This is a genomic window from Streptococcus nasisuis, from assembly GCF_040836615.1.
Classification (GTDB): Bacteria; Bacillota; Bacilli; order Lactobacillales; family Streptococcaceae; genus Streptococcus; species Streptococcus suis_V.
This window is the reverse complement of sequence record NZ_CP162268.1, coordinates 957,103-977,447: the sequence shown is the minus strand read 5'-3', so window position 1 is coordinate 977,447 and position 20,345 is coordinate 957,103. Positions and strand designations below refer to the sequence as shown.

The window sequence follows — 20,345 nt, the reverse complement described above, 5'->3', positions numbered from 1 at the left end:
CCTAGTACTCCAGACTGGCGATGTCCTGGGGATGAGGATTGAGAACAATCTCATGCACACGCGCATCCCGCATCCGAATGACCCGGTCCGCGATAGGAGCAAGCGCCGCATTGTGTGTGACAATAATCACGGTCGCCCCCTGCTTGCGGGACATGTCCTGGAGGATTTGCAGGACCTGCTTGCCTGTCTGGTAGTCCAGGGCACCTGTCGGCTCGTCACAGAGCAAGAGCTTAGGCTTTTTGGCGACGGCTCTGGCAATGGCAACCCGTTGCTGCTCACCGCCTGACAGCTGGGCTGGAAAATTATTGATACGGTGACCGAGTCCGACCTCTTCCAAGACCTCCTCAGCATCCAAGGCATCCTTGACGATTTCCGCAGCCAGTTCCACATTTTCCTTGGCGGTCAGATTGGCAACCAAGTTATAAAATTGAAAGACAAAACCTACATCATCTCTACGATAATTGGTCAGCTGGTGACTGGTCAATTGGGCAATATCAACACCGTCAATCAGAATTTGGCCCTCATCAGCCGAGTCCATACCACCCAAAATATTGAGCAGGGTGGATTTTCCCGCACCTGAAGACCCCAGAATAATCACCAACTCGCCTTTTTCAATGTCAAAAGAAACCTTATTGTTGGCTACAATGGTCCCTTCTCCCATTTGGTAGTATTTTGACGAATTGATTACTTGGATATAGGACATGCTGCACCTCACTTCTTCTCTTCCTAACAACTATATTCTTACTACCTATTATAACACAAAAGAAGGTTTTCACCCCCTTCTTCATCCTTTACACTTGGGCAATAGCAGAGCCGCCATAGAGTTTGAGTTCTTCTCTGATCGTTTCGTAATAATATCGATCAAATGCCCTCCAAGCCTGCCTGCTGGTTTCACTCAATCGCAGGTCGCCTAATCCAACTAGAAAACTGGTCGAACGATAAAATTTCTCAATCGCAATCAGTTCTGTATTGGTGACCGACTCGGCCTCCGACAATATGCGTGTCGTCTCTGTCAGATTATGTTGCAATCGCTGTTCATCAGCTGTTCCTCGTTTGTCTGCTTGAAAGGCCCGATTCAAGTCTTGAATGAGGGCCAAAACGTCTTGAATAATCTGTGTCTTTTCCATAAAAGACCCTCCTTGTTTTTGATAATTTTAGTATATCAAATTTAACAAAGATATTCAAGTTCTTTATTTTTTCATAATATTAGTTCCCCCAGGATCAAATCCATCAGAAGTTCTCGTAACGGTTCGTTTAAGGGGAATGATTACTATTGCGATTGCGAGAAACAGACACACGAATTTAATTATCCGTTTCATAAATACCTCCTTTTTGATATAACTAATTTTTCACTATATTTCCTTACCCATTGTTACTAAAAAATTCTTCAATGACAAATACAACTTTGTATTTCCTTGTAACTTGTATAAAACTAGTGCCTGCTCATACAGATCTAAAACTTCATCTTCTCTCAATAAGCCTTTGCTGATATTCCCCAACAAACATAGTAAATCTGGCAATAAAAAACTACTGTTGTAGGCATTCAATTGGTTAATCAGTTCTGTCACTTCATCTAAAGCTAAGTTCGTCTGTTTTCGTTTTAGAAGAAATCTAGCATAATTGTAACCAATCTTTATATAGGTTTGAAAGTCAGCGTTAATTGATAAATCAAGCTTATGCACCTCTGATTTTACATTGCTGATTAACTCCATATATTTGTCATCTTCACCAACTTCACCTAGAAAAATAGTGTAACTGTTCAAAAAATCTAAATAAAAATAGTAATGAGGAGCAATAATGGCACTTAGTCTATCAAACTCTTTTGTCGCAAAATCCCTTTCATTGTATAAGTAAAATCGAACCAAGATAAAAATATAATCTAAATAGGCCTTATCTTCCTCATTCAATAAGTGCCTGCTTTCCACCTCTTTCACATGCAATTGCTCTACAATTTCATAATTTCTGAGAAGCAATTGTTGGGAGAAAATAGTTCGTATTTTTCCTATACTATGTCTACTTTCTTGAACGAATTCCTCAAAAAAATAATTCATGGTCACACCCATCCTATTAGACAATAGGAAAAGAATTTCCGATGACGGAGAAAGGTTGGTATTTTCGATTCTACTAATCAAACTCTGCTCACAAATATCCTTAGCTAAGGCACTCTGAGTCAGTCCAAGTTCTTTTCTTCGTTGCTTAAAACGACTACCACTTATACTATTCATACATACTCCAGATTTATTTAATAATATTATACACTATTTCAAAATGAATTTATTCATTTTTATATTAAAATTTTCATTTTTGTATTGACTATGTCCAAGAAAATAAATATAATAGTATGCAGAGAAGAGATTTTCTATAAATGAATAGAGAATATAACATGAAAAAGATTATTTTGCGTTCAGCCTTGCTACTATCTATCATTAGCCCGATACTAGCAACAACTACAACTCTATCTGTAAATGCTGAAACCTCGCTAAGAGTGGCAGCAATCCCTCGTTCCTATTATCTTAACAAAAGATTTTTTGTAATTAGTAATCTAACTCAAACCAGATACCACGAAGAGTTTCGAAATGGTGTAAAGTACTCTGGTTATTTACGCTTAACCGATTATCAAAAAACTAGTGACGGTTATTACTTAGCCTACTATTCGGGAACCATCTCTAGATAAAAATTAAAACCTGCCCGCCCCTACAATCTCTTCTCTTTTGGAGGTATCTATGTTTCAAATTGAAGGAAAGCTATTTTTCCGTAGCAAGAAAACCTTGGTCGCTATCTTGGTCATGCTGATTGTAATCCTAGCTAGTTCCCTTCTAGCAGGCTACCACAATCGCCAGGTCAAATTAAAGGTCATCCAACACTATGAAGAGTCTATCCAAAATTTTGAAAATATCATACAAGATTTAGAAACACAGTATCAGACTCAAACTCTCAGTGAAGAGGATTATCAGGCTGAAAAAACATTCTTTACAAACTATATTGCCAACCACCAGAAGGAGATTGAAGCGGTCAAGAAGGAGGACTGGACCTATTTTTATGAGAAAAATATCCAGCACTATCAGAAGGATGGTCAATACATCAGCCTTTCCTACCAAAGCTATGATTTTACCCCACAAACCATCGAAAATACCTTCTTGATGTCCAAGTATCTGCTAGAAAAGGAGATACCCTCAGCCTTTCCCACTGAGCTTTACCTAACAGCCTTTGAGAATCCCCAAACACCAACAGATAGAGAAATCGTCAAGAGCCTGGGCCAGCAGGCCTTAAAAGGTACTAGCCATGAAATCTGGCAGGGGCAAAAACAGCTAGGCCTTGTCATCACCCTTCCCCTCTTTCTCCTGGCTTTCACCAATTTTTTCATCAAAGACCAGCAGGGAACTAGCCGACAGATTCGCCTCTTACAGACCCTGGGGCTGACTAGAATTCGAATTACAACCAATAAATACCTAGCCTTCCTAACACTATATACTGCCCTCTTTCTCACCCTCTATCTGAGCCATTTTCTCATCGCATTTTTGCTAAATGGCAATAGTAGCTGGATCTATCCCGTCACAACCTATAGCGGTAGGGGACTGGCTTACAGTTTTATCACCACAGCCATCAAACCTATTTACCAAGTCATCTTATTGGCCTGTGGCATACACTATCTCTACCTTCTATTTCTGCTGGGACTGGCACAGACCTTGGCTAGAGTCTTAAAAAATGGACTGGCTGGACTGGTTGTCACACTGGGACTTGTTATCTCTGCCAACTTCTATCCCCATATCTTCAATCCATTCAGCCTTTGGAATGCAGGCAATCTGGCAGACGGAAGTGCTATCATCTACCAGCAATTAACAGGATACAACATTCCAAAAGTCTTTACAGTCCTGCTCATCAGTAACCTGCTCATCTATTGCCTGCAATTCTATCTCCTGACAAGAAAAAGTGAGGTCTAACCATGCGATTATCCATTCACAATTTGTGCAAATCCTACGGGAAAAAGAAAATACTAGACCAGCTAAACCTAGAACTGGTGGATCCTGGAATCTGGGCCTTGATTGGACCAAATGGAGCTGGAAAGACAACCCTCCTAGACTGCATTGCCAACCTGCAAACCTTTGATTCGGGAGAGATTTCTATAAACGGCAAGAAGCACAATGATCCAACTATCTATCGAACCTTTGCCTACCTGCAGGACAACCGGGTCCTCTACCCTGAATTGACTGGACTGGAGCATTTGCGATTGGTTCAAGCTATCCAAGATTTACCAAAAGAGCGGATTGAAGAAGTCATTGAAGAAATCGGTATCCGTGATTATGTGAAGATCCCTGTCAAAAATTATTCACTGGGAATGAAACAACATCTCCTGCTGGCTATCGGTATTATGAACAAGCCCCAGGTCATGCTCTTGGATGAACCCTTGAACGGATTGGACCCGACCAGCTACATCCAGACCAGAAAATTGCTCCAGAAACTAGCCAAGAATGGGTCAACCATTATCGTGTCTTCTCACCAATTAAACGAAGTGGATCAACTAACCGACCAACTGCTCTTTCTCAAACAAGGAAAAATCATCGAGCGAAAACTGGAACAGATTGGGCGACAATATACCGTTCAGACTAGTGACAATCAGACAGTTTATCAGAAACTTAGACAAGTAAATGGATTGACTTTGGTCAATGATAGCATTCAGGTAGACACGAGTGTTCATAGTCTGCATTTCTACCTAGACCAAGTCATGACGTGTCAGGTGGAAATTCTGGAAATTACACTTCAGGAACACCAGTCCGAAGAGATTTATAAAGAACTATTTGAATAGGGAGGTCTGACCATGAAGCTACTATCCCTTTTCATCCTACGACTGAGACGCAATGCTATTTTTCTATCCCTGATAACCGCTATCGCCCTTATCCCACTTTCCCTGTCCTATCGGAATGTCCTAGAGTCCGAAAACCTGCGATTTGAGGATCGAGCCCGTATCATACAAGTCAAAAAAGAAGCTGAAGTGGCCTTGTACTCTGACGATAATGAAACCCAAGCCTTAGACCAGGAAAGCATGGATTATTATAAAAAACTCTTGGAACTGGCGACCGCCTACTTAGAAAAGGAACATATACAAGGAAAAAGTCAGGAGGTATTGGAAACGGAGTTAGAACTCTACCAGACCTTGCAAAACTGGGAGGCAAAGGGAAATAGCGTCAATCATTTTACGAGCAGCGAACTAGCAGAACGTATCACAGTCTATAAAAAAGTTCTAGAGCAAACTCTTACCTTTCACTACCCTACTGCTCCCAAGGATTTTTATCTGACCTTGTTACAATTTCTTCCAGCCAGTATCTATATGATACCTCTCGTCATCTGCTGTCTCTTAGTCTGGCTTCTGATAACTGACCTTTCCAAACATCGTGGTCTCCTCTTTATCAACGGACTATCCCCTGGTCAATATGCCACTAGCCTGACCTTACTTGCTTTTCTCCTCCAAGTTGCTATCTATGCCCTCATCCTGTTCATACTACTTCTATTGGCACATCAGTTCCAATTTACCTTCCAAGAAAACTATCCTCTACTAGTCGGCACAAATACACTATCTACCATATCTATCAGGGAACAATTACAGAAACTCCTGCTGGAAATGGCTGGTGTGACAGGTTTCTATCTGACCTTTATCCGATTAGCAACCGCTAAAGTCCTACAAACATACAAGCGAAAATAGGCTCTTTGTCAACTGTAGTGGGTAGATGAAAAGCTAACACCTAGAGAGGACGAACTTCGTTCTCTCTTTCTTTATGTTCAAAGCAATCAAAATTCGTTTTTTAAAGTTTTCAAAGTTCCTGAAACCAAAGGCATTTCTCTTAATGACTTTGATGAGATTATTGGTAGCTTCCAGTTTGGCGTTGGAATAAGGCAATTCTAGGGCATTCAAAACCTTGTCTTTATCCTTTAGAAATGTCTTAAATACCGTCTGGAAAATAGGATTAACAGTGGCTATTTCCTGTTCGATGAGACTGAAGAAATGATCTGAGTTTTTCTCTTGGAAATGGAACAAGAGAAATTGATAGAGTTGATAGTGTTGTCGTAGTTCCTCTGAAAAAGACAGTAGTTTTTCTAGGATTTCCTTATTAGTCAAATGCATGCGAAACATAGGGCGATAAAATCGTTTATCATTGATTTTACGGCTATCTTGTTGTATCAATTTCCAGTAGCGTTTCAAAGCACGGTATTCGTGCGATTTTCTGTCGAATTGATTCATAATTTGAATACGGACACGGTTCATAGCACGGCTAAGGTGTTGTACGATATGAAAGCGATCAAGGACGATTTTGGCATGCGGAAAAAGCTGTTTAGCCAATTGGTAGTATGGGCTATACATGTCCATAGTGATGACTTTAACGCGGTTTCTAACCTTTCTAGGATAGCGTAGAAAGTGGTTTCGGATGGTTGCTTGAGTTCTTCCGTCAAGGATAGTAATGACGTTTAGGGAGTTGAAATCTTGTGCGATAAAGCTCATCTTCCCCTTCTTAAAGCCATATTCATCCCAGCTCATCACCTCAGGTAAGATATTCCAATCTGTTTCAAACTTGAACTCATTAAGCTTTCGACTAACTGATGATGTTGAGATAGATAGCCTGTGTGCAATATGTGTCATTGCTTGATTTTCGATGAGTAACTGGGCGATTTTCTGGTTAACAGCGACAGAGATTTGGTGGTTCTTCTTGACAAGAGGAGTTTCAGCGACAGCCATTTTTCCGCAATCTTTACACTTGAACCGACGCTTTTTAAGGCGGATGAGGAGTGGATAACCAGCAGTTTCTAGGTAGGGGATTTTGGAGGCTTTTTGGAAATCGTATTTAGCCATTTGTCCCTTACAAGAAGGACATTTAGGGGCTGTGTAATCCAAGTGACCATGTAGTTCTAAGTGAGTTCCCATATCATATTCATCAGTGATAAGGATATTTTTGTCTTTAATTCTGAGAAAATTTGTGATAAAATTTAGTTGTTCCATATGAGCCTTTCTAATGTGAGTTTGGTTGCTTTTCATTATAGGTCATATGGGACTTTTTGTATATACTTAAAAAGCTCCATAATCTCCACGGTGGTTTTACCCACTACAGAAATTATAGAGCCCGAAAATAGGCCACCTCGAAAATGGTGGCTTTTTTAACGCAAAAAACGATGCCTGTTCAGACACCGTTATCTATTCTTTTATTTTACAGCTGCGAGGGCTGCTTCATAGTCTGGGTGTTCGTTGACATTGTCCAGGTATTCCACATAGGTGATTTCATTGTCGGCATTGAGGACAAAGACCGCACGCGCCAGCAAATTCCACTCTCGCATGAGCACACCGTAAGATTTACCAAAGGCATGGTCATAGTAATCAGATAGGGTGATGGCATCTTCCAAACCTGCAGCGCCGCACCAGCGTTTCTGGGCAAAAGGCAGGTCAGCTGATACAGTGATGACAACCGTATTATCGCGGTCAGCCAACTCCTGATTGAAGCGACGAGTTTGGGTATCGCAAATCCCTGTATCAATAGAAGGCACAACACTGATGACCTTGGTCTGCTTGCCAAAGTCCTTCAAACTTTTCAAACTCAGATCATTGGCCATGAGGACAAAGTCCGGAGCCGTATCTCCCACTCGCAACTGCGGACCTACCAAGGTCACCGGTTTTCCAATAAAGGTTGTCATAAACATCTCCCTTGCATTTAATATATCTATTGTAAGCGTTTATGTAAAAAAATACCAGTTTTTTGACTGGTATTTTTAGTCTATTTTCACTCTTTTCAATCGCAGAGCGTTTAAGAGGACGGATACCGAACTCAGACTCATAGCTGCTCCTGCTAGCATAGGATTGAGCAGGGGGCCGCCAAATAAATGAAGAATCCCCATGGCAACTGGAATGCCCAATACATTGTAGGCAAAGGCCCAGAAGAGATTTTGTTTAATGGTTCGCATGGTTGCTCGGCTGAGTGTGAGAGCTCTCGGTACATCTAACAAGTCACTCCGCATCAAGACTACATCTGCGGACTCGATAGCCACATCGGTACCAGAGCCAATAGCAAGACCCAAATCTGCCTGTGCCAAAGCAGGTGCATCGTTAATGCCGTCTCCGACCATGGCCACTCGTTTGCCCTCTGCCTGCAAGACCTGGATCTGACGAGCCTTGTCTTCTGGTAGAACATCGCTAATCACTCGGTCAATGCCGACTTCTTGGGCAATAGCCTGAGCAGTTTTCTCGTTGTCGCCTGTCAGCATGACCACTTCAACTCCTTGCTGATGCAGTTTGGCGATGGCTTGACGACTGGTGGGTTTTACCGTATCGGCTACGGCGATAAGTGCCAAAAGCTGACCTGCTTCTGCTAGATACATAGGAGTTTTTCCTTGACTGGCTAATCGCTCTGCCTGCTGGCTGGCAAGTGCCGTATCCACACCTGCCTCCACCATCAGCTTGGCATTGCCAAAGAAAATGGTCTGCTCTGCTATGGTCACCGACAAGCCTCGACCTGCATGGGCCTGGAAGTTGGTCGTCGGCAAGAGATCCAAATCTGCCAGCTTGGCCGCATCCAGAATGGCCTGGCCTAGAGGGTGCTCTGAGTTCTGCTCGCTGCTGGCTGCCAGCTGGAGCAGTTCCTGCTCTGTCCGATCCGAGAAGGAAATTAGGTCTGTCACCTCCGGCTGACCTTGGGTGATGGTGCCTGTCTTGTCAAAGACCATGACCTCAATCTTAGGCAGGATTTCCAAGGCCTGACCGGACTTGAAGAGGACGCCGTTCTCCGCCCCCTTGCCCGTACCAACCATGATTGCCGTTGGTGTCGCTAGGCCCAGTGCACAAGGACAGGCGATGACCAAGACCGAAATGGTGATAGACAGAGAGAAAATCCAGGAATGTTGCCCCAAGAGCAACCAAGCTAGGCCTGAGAGGACCGCAAGACCCATGACAATGGGTACAAAAACAGCTGATACTTGGTCCGCCAACTTGGCAATAGGAGCCTTAGAGCCCTGTGCTGCCTCAACCAGCTGGATAATCTGAGCAAGACTGGTATCCTGACCCACACGGGTTGCCTGAAAGCGAAAGGCACCGGTCTTATTGAGGGAGGCACCGACCACCTTATCTCCGACAGACTTGCTGACGGGCAGACTTTCTCCTGTCAACATGGACTCATCGACAGTCGATTGTCCCTCAACCACGACGCCGTCCACCGCAATTTTTTCACCCGGTCGGACGATGACAATGTCGCCCACGACCACATCTTCTAAGGCCACCTGTACTTCCTGCCCATTCCGCAGGACCTGAGCCGTCTTAGGTGCTAAGTCCATGAGGTGCTTAATGGCTTCTGACGTTCTCCCCTTGGACACGGCCTCCAGATACTTACCTAGAGTTATCAGGGTCAAGATGACCGCCCCTGACTCGAAGTAGAGCTCTGGGTGCCCACCATGGGACATCACTACCTCGTCTTTGGCAATCAAAATCATCATAATAAGACCTTGGATAATAGCAGAGCTGGTACCAATGGCAATTAGGGAGTCCATATTGGGATGCCCTGCTAGCAGGGTCTGAAAGCCCTTGGTAAAGAAGCTTCTTCCAAGATAAACCACTGGTAAAATCAGGATAAACTGAGCTAAGGCAAAAGTCATGGGCTCATGTAGCCACTGAGGTAAGGGCAGGCCAACCATAGGCCCCATTGCGATATAGAGTAAGGGAAGGCTGAAAGCAGCTGACCAGATAAAACGAGTCCAGAGGCTGGCAATTTTCTCCTCCTGCCTGTCTGTCACCTTTTCCTGACTCTTTGTTTCTGGCTTGATAGCCTTGTAACCAGCCTGCTCAACGGCTGAAAGGATTCTTGCTGGACTCAAGTGGTCCTTATCATAGGTGATAGTTGCCTTTTCCGTTGCTAGATTGACGGCGACTTCTTCTACAGCAGCCAGTTTTCCCAGAGCCTTCTCCACCGTCATAGCACAGGAAGCACAGGTCATGCCCTCAATAGCATAGGTTTCCGTCACGAGATTGCGGATCATACCATAACCAGCCTTTTCAACTGCTTGACCAATGTCGCTCAGGCTCAAGAGGTTTTCATCAAAACTGACACTCAATTTTTCAGTTGCCAAATTGACACTGGCTTCTTCTACTCCTACCAATTTCTCGACAGCCTTCTCGACCGTCAAGGCACAGGTGGCACAGGTCATTCCTTGAACAGGCAGGGTCATTTTTTTCATAGAATTTCTCCTTCGACTACATTTGTAATTATATTGTACAACAATTGACTACAATTGTAAACAAACTTGTTTTAAAAAATCCATTTGAAAGAAAAATCTAGACCTCCGTGTTTCCTTCCCCACCTAATCAGCCTGCGATATGCTATAATAATCTCATGCACAATCCAGTTTTATTAGACGGGGAGCGGATTGACCAGCTCTTCTCAACAGATGTCCAAATTATTCAAAATCGGGAAGTTTTTAGTTATTCAGTTGATAGCGTCCTCCTATCGCGTTTTCCGAAAATGCCGGCTAAAAAAGGATTGATTGTCGACCTTTGTAGCGGAAATGGGGCAGTAGGCCTGTTTGCCTCCACACGTACCAAGGCTCAGATTGTGCAGGTTGAATTACAGGAACGCTTAGCGGACATGAACCGGCGATCCATCGCACTCAATGGTTTGGAGGAACAGGTATCAGTGATTAACGACGATTTGGCAAACTTACCTCAATATGATTTACGATCAAAAGTTGATTTAATGCTCTGCAATCCTCCCTACTTCAAGGTGGATAAAGAGTCTAATCTCAATGAAAGCGAGCATTACCTTTTAGCCAGACACGAGATTGCAACCAACCTAGACAGCATTTGTCAGGTAGCCCAACAGGTACTCAAGTCCAATGGTCGCTTGGCCATGGTGCATAGACCAGATCGATTTTTGGATATTTTAGATAAGCTACGTACCTACAAACTGGCTCCCAAACGCATCCAGTTTGTCTATCCCAAGGCCAGTAAGGAAGCGAATATGTTACTGATTGAGGCTATCAAAGATGGTTCTGTAGATGGATTACATATCCTGCCACCTCTGGTTGTTCACGAGGAAAACGGCGACTATACTCCGGCTATTCGTGAGATTTATTATGGAAAATAAGGCTTACTTTTATGTCTTGGAATGTGCCGACGGGAGTCTTTATACTGGTTATACGACTGATGTGGAGAAACGGCTTGCTACCCATAATCGTGGGAAAGGGGCCAAATACACCCGCGGACGCTTGCCTGTCAGCCTACTCTATCAAGAAGCTTTTGCCAGTAAGCAGGAAGCCATGTCTGCCGAAGCCTTGTTTAAAAAACGTAGCCGGCAGAGCAAGTTGAATTATATTGCAGAAAGCAGAAAAAATGATACGAAATAAGAAACAAATCCATCGCCTTCGCATCATTTGGCATATCTTGAGAGTGACTGGTTTTGCCACTTTTCTCACTTCCTTTTTCAGTTTTATCTTTCTGGCAGCTGGTTTGCTACTCTGGTTGGAGCCTGATTTTACCAGCTACGGTGATAGTTTATGGTACAGCTTTGTGACGGCGACGACTGTTGGCTATGGAGATATGCTGGTCACCACTGCTTTTGGACGGATTATCAGCATTATCTTAGCTATTTACGGCATTCTCTTTTTGGGTAGCCTGTCTGGATTGGTCGTCAGCTACTATACCGAGGTCAGCAAGCATTATTCTTTAGCAATCGAACAGGACAAGCAAAAAACTGGCTCTTAGGAACCAGTTTTTTAATAGCTTTCCAAAATCTGATCAATTTTAGCCATTGCCTCTTCAAAAATAGCCTGAGCCTGGCTCGGATCGGCAGATTGCCCTTCAATAAAGACTTGATGAATATCTTCAAAGCCTAAAAATTCAAAGATAGACTTGATGTACTGGGCAGCTGGATCCTGACCTGCATAAACACCACCATTGGACTGGATGTGCAGGAGCTTTTTGTCCTTGACCAAACCGATAGAGCCTTCTGGGCCATACTTAAAGGTCAGGCCTGCTACATTAATTGTATTTATCCATGAAACAAGCTGACTTGGTACATTGAGGTTCCAAAGGGGATTGACGACAACAATCTTATCTGCTGCAAGAAATTGTTGGGTCAAGGCATTGTAGCGGTCCAACTGCTCTGCTTGTTCAGGGCTGATAGCTTCGCCTTTTTTAGCTGCTCCCATAGCCTCTAACAAAGGCTTGTCCAGAGCTGGAACCTGATCTTCAAAGATATCTAAGACCTCTACCTTATCATCTGGATGCAAGCTAGCATATCGAGTTTTAAACTCTTCTAAAGCTCGCAAGGCGTAGGACTTTTGTGCGTCAAGGGGGTGTGCTTTTACAATTAATACAGTTGCCATTGTTCATCTCCTTTGTTACTAATTATTGATAAATATATTCTACTCTTTTTGATTTGAAATTCAAATCATTTGCCCGAAGCAAAAGGCTGGTCTCCCAGCCTCTGCTTTTTTAGATTATTTTATTATTTTAAATAGGTGTAAGCGACACAGTCCAGGCTATCAACGGCTGTAAAGCCAATTGCCTCATAGAAAGACCGTGTTTTCTCAGTATTGTCCGTCAAGAGATGGAGTTGATAAATACCTGGAAAGTAGGCAATGGCCTGCTCCAAAAGCTGACGCCCAATTCCTTGTCGCTGATAGGTTGGTAGGACCAAGATGTCCTGTATAAAAACGATTGAATGCCCGTCGCCAACTGCTCGCAAGAGACCAACTAGACGGTCACCGTCAAAGGCAGCAAGAACGAGCAGACTATGTTCCAAGGCTTTCTGTAACATGGTAGGCCGGTCAGTATAATTTGTCCAACCAACTGAATCATAGATTTCAAGGACTGCTTGAAAATCAAGTTGAGGATTTTGTTTGTAAGTAATCATGTCTTTCTCCTTTGTATTTTTTTAGAATACAAGGCTCTATCCATTGTCAAAATGCCCATGGTCAACCCTCCTGTTTTACTACTTCTAGTATAACAAAAACTGCTCCAATTAGGAAGCAGTCTCAACTTTATCTCTCACCTTTATTTCGGATAACAAAGCCTGTTTTCTTTTCACTTGATGTGCGTTGATGTGGTTTTTTGTTATCCTGACGGCGGTTATCGCGTTTAAACCTGTCATCGCGACGGTTGCGGTCGTTACGATCACCACGGCGTCCTCCGCGGTCTCGGTTGCGGTCACCATCGCGACGACCACCGCGATCACGGTCGCGACCTCCACGACCACCCTTACCCTTAGCTTGACCAGGAGCAAACTTGAATGGCAATGGTTTTTCACGTGCGATTTCCACTTCTGGCAAGCTATCTGGATCTTGTACGGTCAGGCTGAGTACGTAGAGAGCAAGCTCTTCAGGGGTAAATTCGGCCGCCAACTTGACTGCGTCTTTCTTAAACTTATCAAAGTTTCCACGAATGGTCTCGTCTGCGAAGTCTCGCTCAATCTTTTTCAGAGCAACTTTTTTCTTAGCTTCAAAAGCCTCTTCAGCTGTCGCAGGCTTGAGCCCCTTCATACGTTTCTTGGTCAAATCTTCGATGATGGCCAAGTAGCCCATTTCATTTGGCGAAACAAAGGTGATCGATTGACCAGACTGGCCAGCACGACCTGTACGACCGATACGGTGAACATAGCTTTCTGGGTCTTGTGGAATATCGTAGTTATAGACGTGGGTCACACCTGAGATATCCAAACCACGTGCTGCTACGTCCGTCGCAACGAGGACATCAATTTGATCTCCCTTGAAATCGCGGATAACACGCAGGCGTTTATTTTGATCCAAATCTCCGTGGATACCCTCTGCACGGAAGCCACGCAGTTTGAGTCCACGAGTCAATTCATCGACACGGCGTTTGGTACGACCAAAGACGATAGACAATTCTGGCTGGTCAACATCCATGAGGCGAGTCATGGTGTCGAATTTCTCATTTTCTTTGACGCGGATATAGTATTGATCCACGTTGACGTTGGTCAATTCCTTGGCCGCAATCTTAACGTGTTCAGGCTCTTTCATGAACTTGACACCAATACGCTTGATTGGTTCTGGCATAGTCGCAGAAAATAGAAGAGTCTGGCGACTTGCTGGCACACGTTCGATGATGGCTTCAATATCGTCCAAGAAGCCCATGTTAAGCATTTCATCTGCCTCATCAAGAATGAGGGTTTCAACACCATCAAGCTTGAGAGCCTTGCGTTTTATCAAGTCCAAGAGACGACCTGGTGTACCAACTACGATATGGGCACCTGAACGGAGGGCCTTGATTTGTTTTTCAATGCTAGAACCACCGTAAACAGAGCGAACTTTTACACCCTTTTCACGACCAAATTTGAAGAGTTCTTCCTGACTTTGCACCGCCAACTCACGCGTTGGGGCAATAATCAAGGCCTGAACAGCTTGATTGTCGATGTCAATCTTGTTGAGGGTTGGCAGACCAAAGGCTGCTGTTTTCCCTGTCCCCGTCTGGGCCTGACCAATCACATCCTTGCCTTCAAGAGCAAGTGGAATGGTTTGTTCCTGAATAGGCGATGGTGTTTCAAAACCAGCCTTCTCAACGGCAAGCAAAATGTCTTCTGACAACTGTAAATCTGTAAATTTCAATGTTTTCTCTTTTCTAACAAGACAGTGCGAAGCTGTCTTATACGGCTTTTTTTGTAACAATACATTCTATCGGTCGCGAACGAGCCGACATCAGACTTGCAACTTATCCAGTATAACACAAACCCGAGAGAAAGGTTGGGATTTACCTTGAAAAGAAAAATAATACGTTTTCATGATTTATCCCAAAACCGAGCACATCCTTCTTTCACTTTTTTCTAAAATCCAGCATATTTACTTTACAAATCTATCAAAATACGGTAAAATATTCTTCGTGTGTAATGGACGCACAAAAATACAGTTTATCCGCTGGGTTTAAAAGCACCTATGATTGACAAAGATAGGAGAAAAAAATGAATCCATTGATCCAAAGTTTGACAGAAGGTCAACTTCGTACTGATATCCCTTCTTTCCGTCCTGGTGACACTGTGCGTGTTCACGCGAAGGTTGTCGAAGGTAACCGCGAACGTATCCAGATCTTCGAGGGTGTTGTGATCGCTCGTAAAGGTCAAGGCATCTCAGAAATGTACACTGTACGTAAAATCTCTGGTGGTGTAGGTGTTGAACGTACATTCCCAATCCACACTCCACGTGTTGACAAGATTGAGGTTGTTCGTTACGGTAAAGTACGTCGTGCTAAATTGTACTACTTGCGTGCTCTTCAAGGTAAAGCAGCTCGTATCAAAGAAATCCGTCGTTAAGATAGTCCCAGAGGCTAGCTTAATCGGTAGAAAAAGGCATTCCAATCGGGATGCCTCTTCTTTTTACCAAATTTTATTTAAAATCCTATATCCAGGATTTTTATTTTATCTCATAAGTCACAGCCAGCACGCCAGACTTCAGAACCGGGCTCTCTTGAAGCTGAAATTCTGCTGCAATTCCCTCCAAGAGACGGAATCCTCCACCGACAGATACAGGAGAAATGCTTAATTTCAATACATCTACTAGGCCTTCTTCCATGAGAAATTTAGCCAGGCGTGAGCTACCCAAAACCAGAATATCTCCATCTTCCTGCATTTTTAGCTGCTTCTACTGTCCAACAATGTCACCTTTAAGCAAGGTCGTATTGTTCCAACCCGCTTTCTCTAGGCTGGTCGAGCTAACCAACTTTTCAACCTTCTCAATCCAGGCAGCATGGTTTCTCTCATGGTCACTAGCATCAGGATTGTCCAGCACAGTCGGCCAGTAGCCATACATCATCTCATAGGTCTTTCGTCCCCACAAGATTGTATCGACAGTAGACAGGACCTGATTGGCTACCGCCTCCAATTCTTCATTGTAAGCTACAAAGCCAATATCCATGCACCATTTGGTCCCTCAACCATACCATCTACTGATGGATGCAAAAATACAACCAAATTTCGCTAACACTTCTCCACTTTTCTTAAAAAGCTATTAGTCTAGCCTATTTCCGATAAAAATGCAAAAAAAGAAGGACTAGTTTCCTAATCCTTCTCGTTTGAATCTTCTTCAATCGGTGTGATAAGAATCTTCAGCTTGGTCACACGACCATTTTTCACCTTATCATTGCTGAGAACCAGGTGGTGGTCCTTGCTGTCCACCTCAAAGGAAACTTTTTCCTCCTGGCTTGGAATGGTACCCACACCTGTCAGATAATAGCCGGCAATAGTATCCACATCATCGCTCTCCAACTCCATATCAAAATGTTCATTGAAGTCGTTGAGGGTCATATTCCCCTGAACGATAAAGGTATTGTCTGCAATTTCACGGACAAAGACTTCTGTCTTATCGGTCTCATCATCGATTTCACCGACAATTTCTTCCAGAAGGTCTTCCAAGGTAGCAAGACCAGCAACGCCACCGTATTCGTCCAGCAAAATAGCCATTTGGTTTTGGGTATTGCGAAGGGCCTTGAGCAAATCATCCACAAAAATTGTCTCCGGTACGAAGAGCGGTTCTTGCATGATGCGGCGAATATTGAGATTATCAAAGCCGTTGGCAAAGCCTTCCGCCAAGATTTTCTTGGTATGAATCAGGCCAATCACATTGTCCTTGTCGCCTTCGTAGACTGGGATACGAGAAAAGTTTTGCTTGAGAATTTCAGCCATAATGGCGGCAATTTCATCATCAATATCCACCATGAAAGCATCGGTACGAGGAACCATAACCTCACGGGCCATGAGCTCGTCCAGATTGAAAATTCCCTGCAGCATCTCGATTTCTTCCGCATCCAAGGTCTGCTCGCTCTTTGTCAAGATGTACTCAATCTCGTCACGGGTCATCTGGTCATCCGGATCATCAAAATTCATAGGTGTGATACGGCTAATCAGGTTGGTCGCAGCTGAAAGCAGCCAGACAAAGGGGCTGACAATCTTGCCAAGAAAAATAATGACAGGAGCCGTTACAACTGCTAGATTTTCCTTCATATTCATGGCAATCCGCTTGGGATAAAGCTCACCAAGGACAATGGAAATAAAGGTCAAAAGTGCCAGAGCCAACCAATAGCCAGCTGTCTGAGCTGTAGCCGAATCGCCCAGCCACTGGGCCAAAATCGCACCTAAATCACTAGCCAAACTTGCACCCGAAAGAATGGAGATGAAGGTGATGCCGACTTGTATGGTCGATAAGAAGTTATTTGGATTTTCCAAGACGGAAACCAGGCGAATGTACTTCTTCTCCCCCTCGGCTGCCTTCTGCTCCACACGAGAGCGGTTGAGTGACACCAGGGCCATCTCTGAAGCCGAGAAAAAGGCGTTGAGCAGGGTCAACAAGAGCAAAACAAGTAATTGAATGTAAATGGTCTGACTACCGGGGTCTTCCATGATATGAATGTCTCCTAAAATAAAAGTTATAGCATTCCTATTATACCACAATTTCTAAAATTTGCTAGAAATGTGCTGAATCTTTCATTCTGTGGTAAAATAGTCAAAAAGATGAGGAGATGGGTCATGATTATTTCAATGAAAAATGTCAGCTACCGCAGACAGGGTAAAAACTTACTAGAGGACATCAACTGGGAATTCAAGGAAGGTGAGCGCTGGGCCATCCTGGGTCTCAACGGGGCTGGAAAATCTACACTGCTACGCATTCTCATGGCAGAATTTTGGAAATCGTCTGGGGACCTGACTGTTCTCGGAGTTGAATTTGGCAGAGGGGACATCCCCAGCCTCCGTACAAAAATCGGTGTGGTTGGCTCCTTTCTAGCGGAACGTTTTCCTATCGACCTGACGGCAGAGCAGATTGTCCTGACAGGAAAGTATAAGTCCTCCATTCTTTACAAGGAATACGGTCAGGCAGAAATCGATGAGGCCGCAGCCATGTTGCGGGAAATTCGTGCGGGGCATTTGATTGGGCGGACCTATGCTAGTCTGTCGCAGGGGGAGCGTCAGCTGCTGCTGATTGCCCGCAGTCTTATGGAAAATCCAGCAATTTTGATTTTGGACGAGGCGACGGTTGGTCTGGACCTCTTGGCTCGTGAGCGCCTACTCCAGCATATCGACCATATCTGTCAGCTACCGACTGCGCCTGCTATCATCTATGTGACCCACCATGCGGAGGAAATCACCAGCAACTTCAGCCATGTCCTCCTACTCAAGAAAGGCAAGGTTTTGACCCAAGGACCAAAGGAGAAAATCCTGACGCCTGAACTTTTGGGTGACTTCTATGGCAATCAGGTCGAACTGATTGAACTCGGTGAGGAACGGATTTTTATCAAGCCAATATTAGACTAAAAAACCAGGAAAACCTGGTTTTTTGCTGTTTATTTGAATTAGCTTACGAGCCCACTATTAAAATGAATCAAATTCCCGTAAACTGTAGCTTTCCAGCTGGTTGATATTGCGGCGCAGGTCCTTGGCAACCTGATTGGAAATGAGCTGGTCTGCCTCGTATTCCGCCACAATCTTCCTTTCCAAGTAAAATCCTCGCAGCAAATCCTCCAAATTATCCGGCTTGAGACGACCAATCAGATCTTCTACTCGAACCCCAGCCAAGACAAGCTTGGACTGGTAGACCCGGTAGTGCTTGAGAATAGTCAGATAGTCCTTGGGATAGTTTGACTGGCAACTATTGAGGAAGGCAATGATATCAACCGTATTTGCAATAAACAAATCTGACAGGGCTGGATGACCATGTTGATTGTCAGCTTTCATCCGTCGTCCCTTGTTTTTCAAAAATTCCACCCATTCATGGTACCACTTGGCCAGGACCCGGCGACCAATCATAAAGAGATAGGTCCAGGTAGCTACCAAGTCTCGGTTGATGTCCTGCTCCATTTCGCTGAGATAGGATTGGTAAATCCGGTAGGAAGGCATATCCAACAGGCCCTCTTCAAACCGTTTTTCAAGACCAGCTCGTTCAATTTCTAGGATTTTCAAACGTAATTTGGCAACTTCACGTCGTCGCTCCACAGGAATGAGCTGGCGTTGCAGATTTTCCATCCGCTTATAGTATTGACCGATAACTGCATAGATAGTACTAGGATTGTTGGCATGCTCCACATCCATTTCCAAGACATCAATCACTTCCTTCAAAATCGCCAAGCGTGCTGGACCTTCTGGGATGGTCGCCTCTGTTCGAGGTTCTGCTAAAAGGGGCAGGACAAGGAGACCGGTCAGGAAACTAAAGAGGGTAACCATGCCGACCGTAAAGAGGATGAGACTGTAGGTTATCTGATCTACTTCTGGCAGCAGGAGAATGGTTGCTATGGAAACCGAACCCTTCATTCCAGAAAAGGTCAAGATAAGCAGGTTCTTAAGTTGGTAATCGCCAGATTTCTTGACTAATTTCAACAGGAAAATACCCACAAAGCGAACCAGAAAGAGACTGGCAGTCAAGACCAAGACCGTCGTCATCAGCCAAGCATTACTGATGAAGGGATTCTTCAAGGCCGGCTGGACAATCCGGGTAAATTCATAACCAAAAACGATAAAGACAAAGCCATTGAGAATAAAGCTCAGGGTTTCCCAGATAATAACCGTCACTCGGTTGACACGCGCATCAAAGAGGGATATTTTCTTCAATTGCTTGGACTGGAAAAGACCAGCAATCACGACGGCGATAATGCCTGACCCGCCTAGATAACTAGCTACTAGATAGGCCAAGAGAGGCAAGGATATTTCCAACAAGAGGACCCCAGCAACATCAGCCGCATCTAATTTTTCCAGAATAGAAACAGCCGCTCGGTGCAAGAATACAAAGAGCAAGCCAACAAGGGCACCAGCAAGCAAAACCCAGACCAATTGCCCACTGGCCTCCAGGAGGGAAAAGGTCCCGGTCGTCAAGGCCAGGATAGCAAATTGGAAGGCAACCAGGCCACTCGCGTCGTTGAGCAAGCCTTCCAGGTTCAGGATTTCTTCTAACTTCTTGGGAAACTTAAAGCGTTTGGACAAGGCCAGAAAGGCCACAGCATCCGTCGGAGCTAAGGCAGCTCCCAGGGCAAAGCTAAGTGGCAGGGGAATTTCCACTGGGAGAAGATAGCCTGCCAAACCACTAATAGCCAGAGTGGTCAAAAAGACCAGAGGAAAAATCAAGTAAGCAATGGTGGACTTATGTCGCTTCAAGCTCTCAATATCACTCTCCTGTCCCTCACGGAAGTTAAGGGGAGCAATGACCAGGGCCAGGAAAAGCCCGGCGTCAATCCCCACAGTCTCGTCACCAAACAAGGCACCGACCAGGACCCCCAAGAGCAGCTGGACAAAGGGCAGGGGCAGTTTTGGGTTGAGCCTATAAAGGGTATTGGACACAATCAATAGAATCAATAAGAGTATCAAGATAAATGTATGACTGATAAAATCACCTCCGCT

Annotated in this window: 22 protein-coding genes; 9 read left to right on the top strand and 13 right to left on the bottom strand. The window is 44.3% G+C overall.

What is annotated here, in order from left to right; genetic code table 11:
• Nucleotide 1: 1 nt before the first annotated feature.
• The 3 genes from AB1F57_RS04955 to AB1F57_RS04945 all read right to left on the bottom strand — a co-directional run bounded on the left by AB1F57_RS04955 (nt 2) and on the right by AB1F57_RS04945 (nt 2,225).
• Nucleotides 2-703: an ABC transporter ATP-binding protein gene (locus tag AB1F57_RS04955; protein WP_105136900.1), complete on the bottom strand. Its 702-nt coding sequence runs from the start codon at nt 701-703 to the stop codon at nt 2-4.
• An 88-nt stretch (nt 704-791) separates the two neighbouring features.
• Nucleotides 792-1,127: a helicase BlpT gene (locus tag AB1F57_RS04950; protein ID WP_105136899.1), complete on the bottom strand. Its 336-nt coding sequence runs from the start codon at nt 1,125-1,127 to the stop codon at nt 792-794.
• Between the two features lie 225 nt (nt 1,128-1,352).
• Complete coding sequence (locus AB1F57_RS04945; protein ID WP_105136898.1) at nt 1,353-2,225, bottom strand: helix-turn-helix transcriptional regulator; 873 nt, start codon at nt 2,223-2,225, stop codon at nt 1,353-1,355.
• Nucleotides 2,226-2,383: 158 nt separating this feature from the next.
• Here AB1F57_RS04945 and AB1F57_RS04940 point away from each other — a divergent pair, with 158 nt between their 5' ends.
• Genes AB1F57_RS04940 through AB1F57_RS04925 form a run of 4 tightly spaced genes read left to right on the top strand, consistent with a single transcriptional unit; the run spans nt 2,384 to nt 5,698 of the window.
• Nucleotides 2,384-2,674 (top strand): hypothetical protein, encoded by a 291-nt coding sequence (locus AB1F57_RS04940; RefSeq protein WP_153050955.1) that lies wholly within the window; start codon nt 2,384-2,386, stop codon nt 2,672-2,674.
• A 49-nt stretch (nt 2,675-2,723) separates the two neighbouring features.
• Nucleotides 2,724-3,941 (top strand): hypothetical protein, encoded by a 1,218-nt coding sequence (locus AB1F57_RS04935; RefSeq protein WP_105136897.1) that lies wholly within the window; start codon nt 2,724-2,726, stop codon nt 3,939-3,941.
• A 2-nt stretch (nt 3,942-3,943) separates the two neighbouring features.
• Nucleotides 3,944-4,804 (top strand): ATP-binding cassette domain-containing protein, encoded by an 861-nt coding sequence (locus AB1F57_RS04930; protein ID WP_167786363.1) that lies wholly within the window; start codon nt 3,944-3,946, stop codon nt 4,802-4,804.
• A gap of 12 nt (nt 4,805-4,816) precedes the next feature.
• The gene (locus tag AB1F57_RS04925) at nt 4,817-5,698 is read left to right on the top strand and encodes a hypothetical protein (protein WP_105136895.1); all 882 of its coding nucleotides are present in this window, start codon (nt 4,817-4,819) and stop codon (nt 5,696-5,698) included.
• A gap of 33 nt (nt 5,699-5,731) precedes the next feature.
• On the opposite strand, the gene AB1F57_RS04920 is transcribed toward AB1F57_RS04925, so the two are convergent.
• From AB1F57_RS04920 to AB1F57_RS04910, 3 genes are all read right to left on the bottom strand, one after another.
• On the bottom strand, nt 5,732-6,988 hold the full coding sequence (locus AB1F57_RS04920; RefSeq protein ID WP_167785830.1) for an ISL3 family transposase: 1,257 nt from the start codon (nt 6,986-6,988) through the stop codon (nt 5,732-5,734).
• A 200-nt stretch (nt 6,989-7,188) separates the two neighbouring features.
• Complete coding sequence (gene tpx / locus AB1F57_RS04915) at nt 7,189-7,674, bottom strand: thiol peroxidase (RefSeq protein ID WP_105136894.1); 486 nt, start codon at nt 7,672-7,674, stop codon at nt 7,189-7,191.
• A gap of 75 nt (nt 7,675-7,749) precedes the next feature.
• Nucleotides 7,750-10,200 (bottom strand): heavy metal translocating P-type ATPase, encoded by a 2,451-nt coding sequence (locus tag AB1F57_RS04910; protein WP_367986178.1) that lies wholly within the window; start codon nt 10,198-10,200, stop codon nt 7,750-7,752.
• A gap of 155 nt (nt 10,201-10,355) precedes the next feature.
• On the opposite strand from AB1F57_RS04910, the gene AB1F57_RS04905 reads away from it, so the two are divergent.
• Genes AB1F57_RS04905 through AB1F57_RS04895 form a run of 3 tightly spaced genes read left to right on the top strand, consistent with a single transcriptional unit; the run spans nt 10,356 to nt 11,722 of the window.
• On the top strand, nt 10,356-11,105 hold the full coding sequence (locus AB1F57_RS04905; protein ID WP_367986177.1) for a tRNA1(Val) (adenine(37)-N6)-methyltransferase: 750 nt from the start codon (nt 10,356-10,358) through the stop codon (nt 11,103-11,105).
• Complete coding sequence (locus AB1F57_RS04900) at nt 11,095-11,364, top strand: GIY-YIG nuclease family protein (protein ID WP_367986176.1); 270 nt, start codon at nt 11,095-11,097, stop codon at nt 11,362-11,364. Before AB1F57_RS04905 ends, AB1F57_RS04900 begins: the two co-directional genes overlap by 11 nt.
• Nucleotides 11,354-11,722 carry a potassium channel family protein gene (locus AB1F57_RS04895; RefSeq protein ID WP_170239560.1) on the top strand — a complete coding sequence of 123 codons (369 nt, stop codon included), beginning with the start codon at nt 11,354-11,356 and terminating at the stop codon, nt 11,720-11,722. The genes AB1F57_RS04900 and AB1F57_RS04895 overlap by 11 nt, the downstream gene beginning before the upstream one ends.
• 11 nt (nt 11,723-11,733) lie before the next feature.
• Here AB1F57_RS04895 and AB1F57_RS04890 read toward each other — a convergent pair whose 3' ends face one another.
• The 3 genes from AB1F57_RS04890 to AB1F57_RS04880 all read right to left on the bottom strand — a co-directional run bounded on the left by AB1F57_RS04890 (nt 11,734) and on the right by AB1F57_RS04880 (nt 14,583).
• Nucleotides 11,734-12,345 carry an NAD(P)H-dependent oxidoreductase gene (locus AB1F57_RS04890; RefSeq protein ID WP_167786368.1) on the bottom strand — a complete coding sequence of 204 codons (612 nt, stop codon included), beginning with the start codon at nt 12,343-12,345 and terminating at the stop codon, nt 11,734-11,736.
• A 122-nt stretch (nt 12,346-12,467) separates the two neighbouring features.
• The gene (locus tag AB1F57_RS04885) at nt 12,468-12,875 is read right to left on the bottom strand and encodes a GNAT family N-acetyltransferase (protein WP_167786369.1); all 408 of its coding nucleotides are present in this window, start codon (nt 12,873-12,875) and stop codon (nt 12,468-12,470) included.
• A gap of 127 nt (nt 12,876-13,002) precedes the next feature.
• The gene (locus AB1F57_RS04880) at nt 13,003-14,583 is read right to left on the bottom strand and encodes a DEAD/DEAH box helicase (RefSeq protein WP_167786370.1); all 1,581 of its coding nucleotides are present in this window, start codon (nt 14,581-14,583) and stop codon (nt 13,003-13,005) included.
• Nucleotides 14,584-14,933: 350 nt separating this feature from the next.
• Here AB1F57_RS04880 and rplS point away from each other — a divergent pair, with 350 nt between their 5' ends.
• Nucleotides 14,934-15,281 carry a 50S ribosomal protein L19 gene (gene rplS, locus AB1F57_RS04875; RefSeq protein ID WP_105110440.1) on the top strand — a complete coding sequence of 116 codons (348 nt, stop codon included), beginning with the start codon at nt 14,934-14,936 and terminating at the stop codon, nt 15,279-15,281.
• Nucleotides 15,282-15,381: 100 nt separating this feature from the next.
• On the opposite strand, the gene AB1F57_RS04870 is transcribed toward rplS, so the two are convergent.
• From AB1F57_RS04870 to AB1F57_RS04860, 3 genes are all read right to left on the bottom strand, one after another.
• Entirely contained in the window at nt 15,382-15,597 is a 216-nt protein-coding gene (locus tag AB1F57_RS04870; protein ID WP_249338997.1) for a dihydrofolate reductase family protein, read from the bottom strand.
• Nucleotides 15,598-15,609: 12 nt separating this feature from the next.
• Nucleotides 15,610-15,882 (bottom strand): hypothetical protein, encoded by a 273-nt coding sequence (locus tag AB1F57_RS04865; RefSeq protein WP_249339105.1) that lies wholly within the window; start codon nt 15,880-15,882, stop codon nt 15,610-15,612.
• Between the two features lie 143 nt (nt 15,883-16,025).
• A complete protein-coding gene (locus AB1F57_RS04860; RefSeq protein WP_167786371.1) occupies nt 16,026-17,363 on the bottom strand; it encodes a hemolysin family protein in 1,338 nt (445 codons plus the stop codon).
• Nucleotides 17,364-17,489: 126 nt separating this feature from the next.
• On the opposite strand from AB1F57_RS04860, the gene AB1F57_RS04855 reads away from it, so the two are divergent.
• Nucleotides 17,490-18,272, top strand: coding sequence for an ABC transporter ATP-binding protein (locus AB1F57_RS04855; RefSeq protein WP_167786372.1), 783 nt, complete (start codon nt 17,490-17,492; stop codon nt 18,270-18,272).
• A gap of 57 nt (nt 18,273-18,329) precedes the next feature.
• Here the strand turns inward: AB1F57_RS04855 and AB1F57_RS04850 are convergent, their stop codons facing one another.
• On the bottom strand, nt 18,330-20,330 hold the full coding sequence (locus AB1F57_RS04850; protein ID WP_170242308.1) for a sodium:proton antiporter: 2,001 nt from the start codon (nt 20,328-20,330) through the stop codon (nt 18,330-18,332).
• Nucleotides 20,331-20,345: the final 15 nt, after the last annotated feature.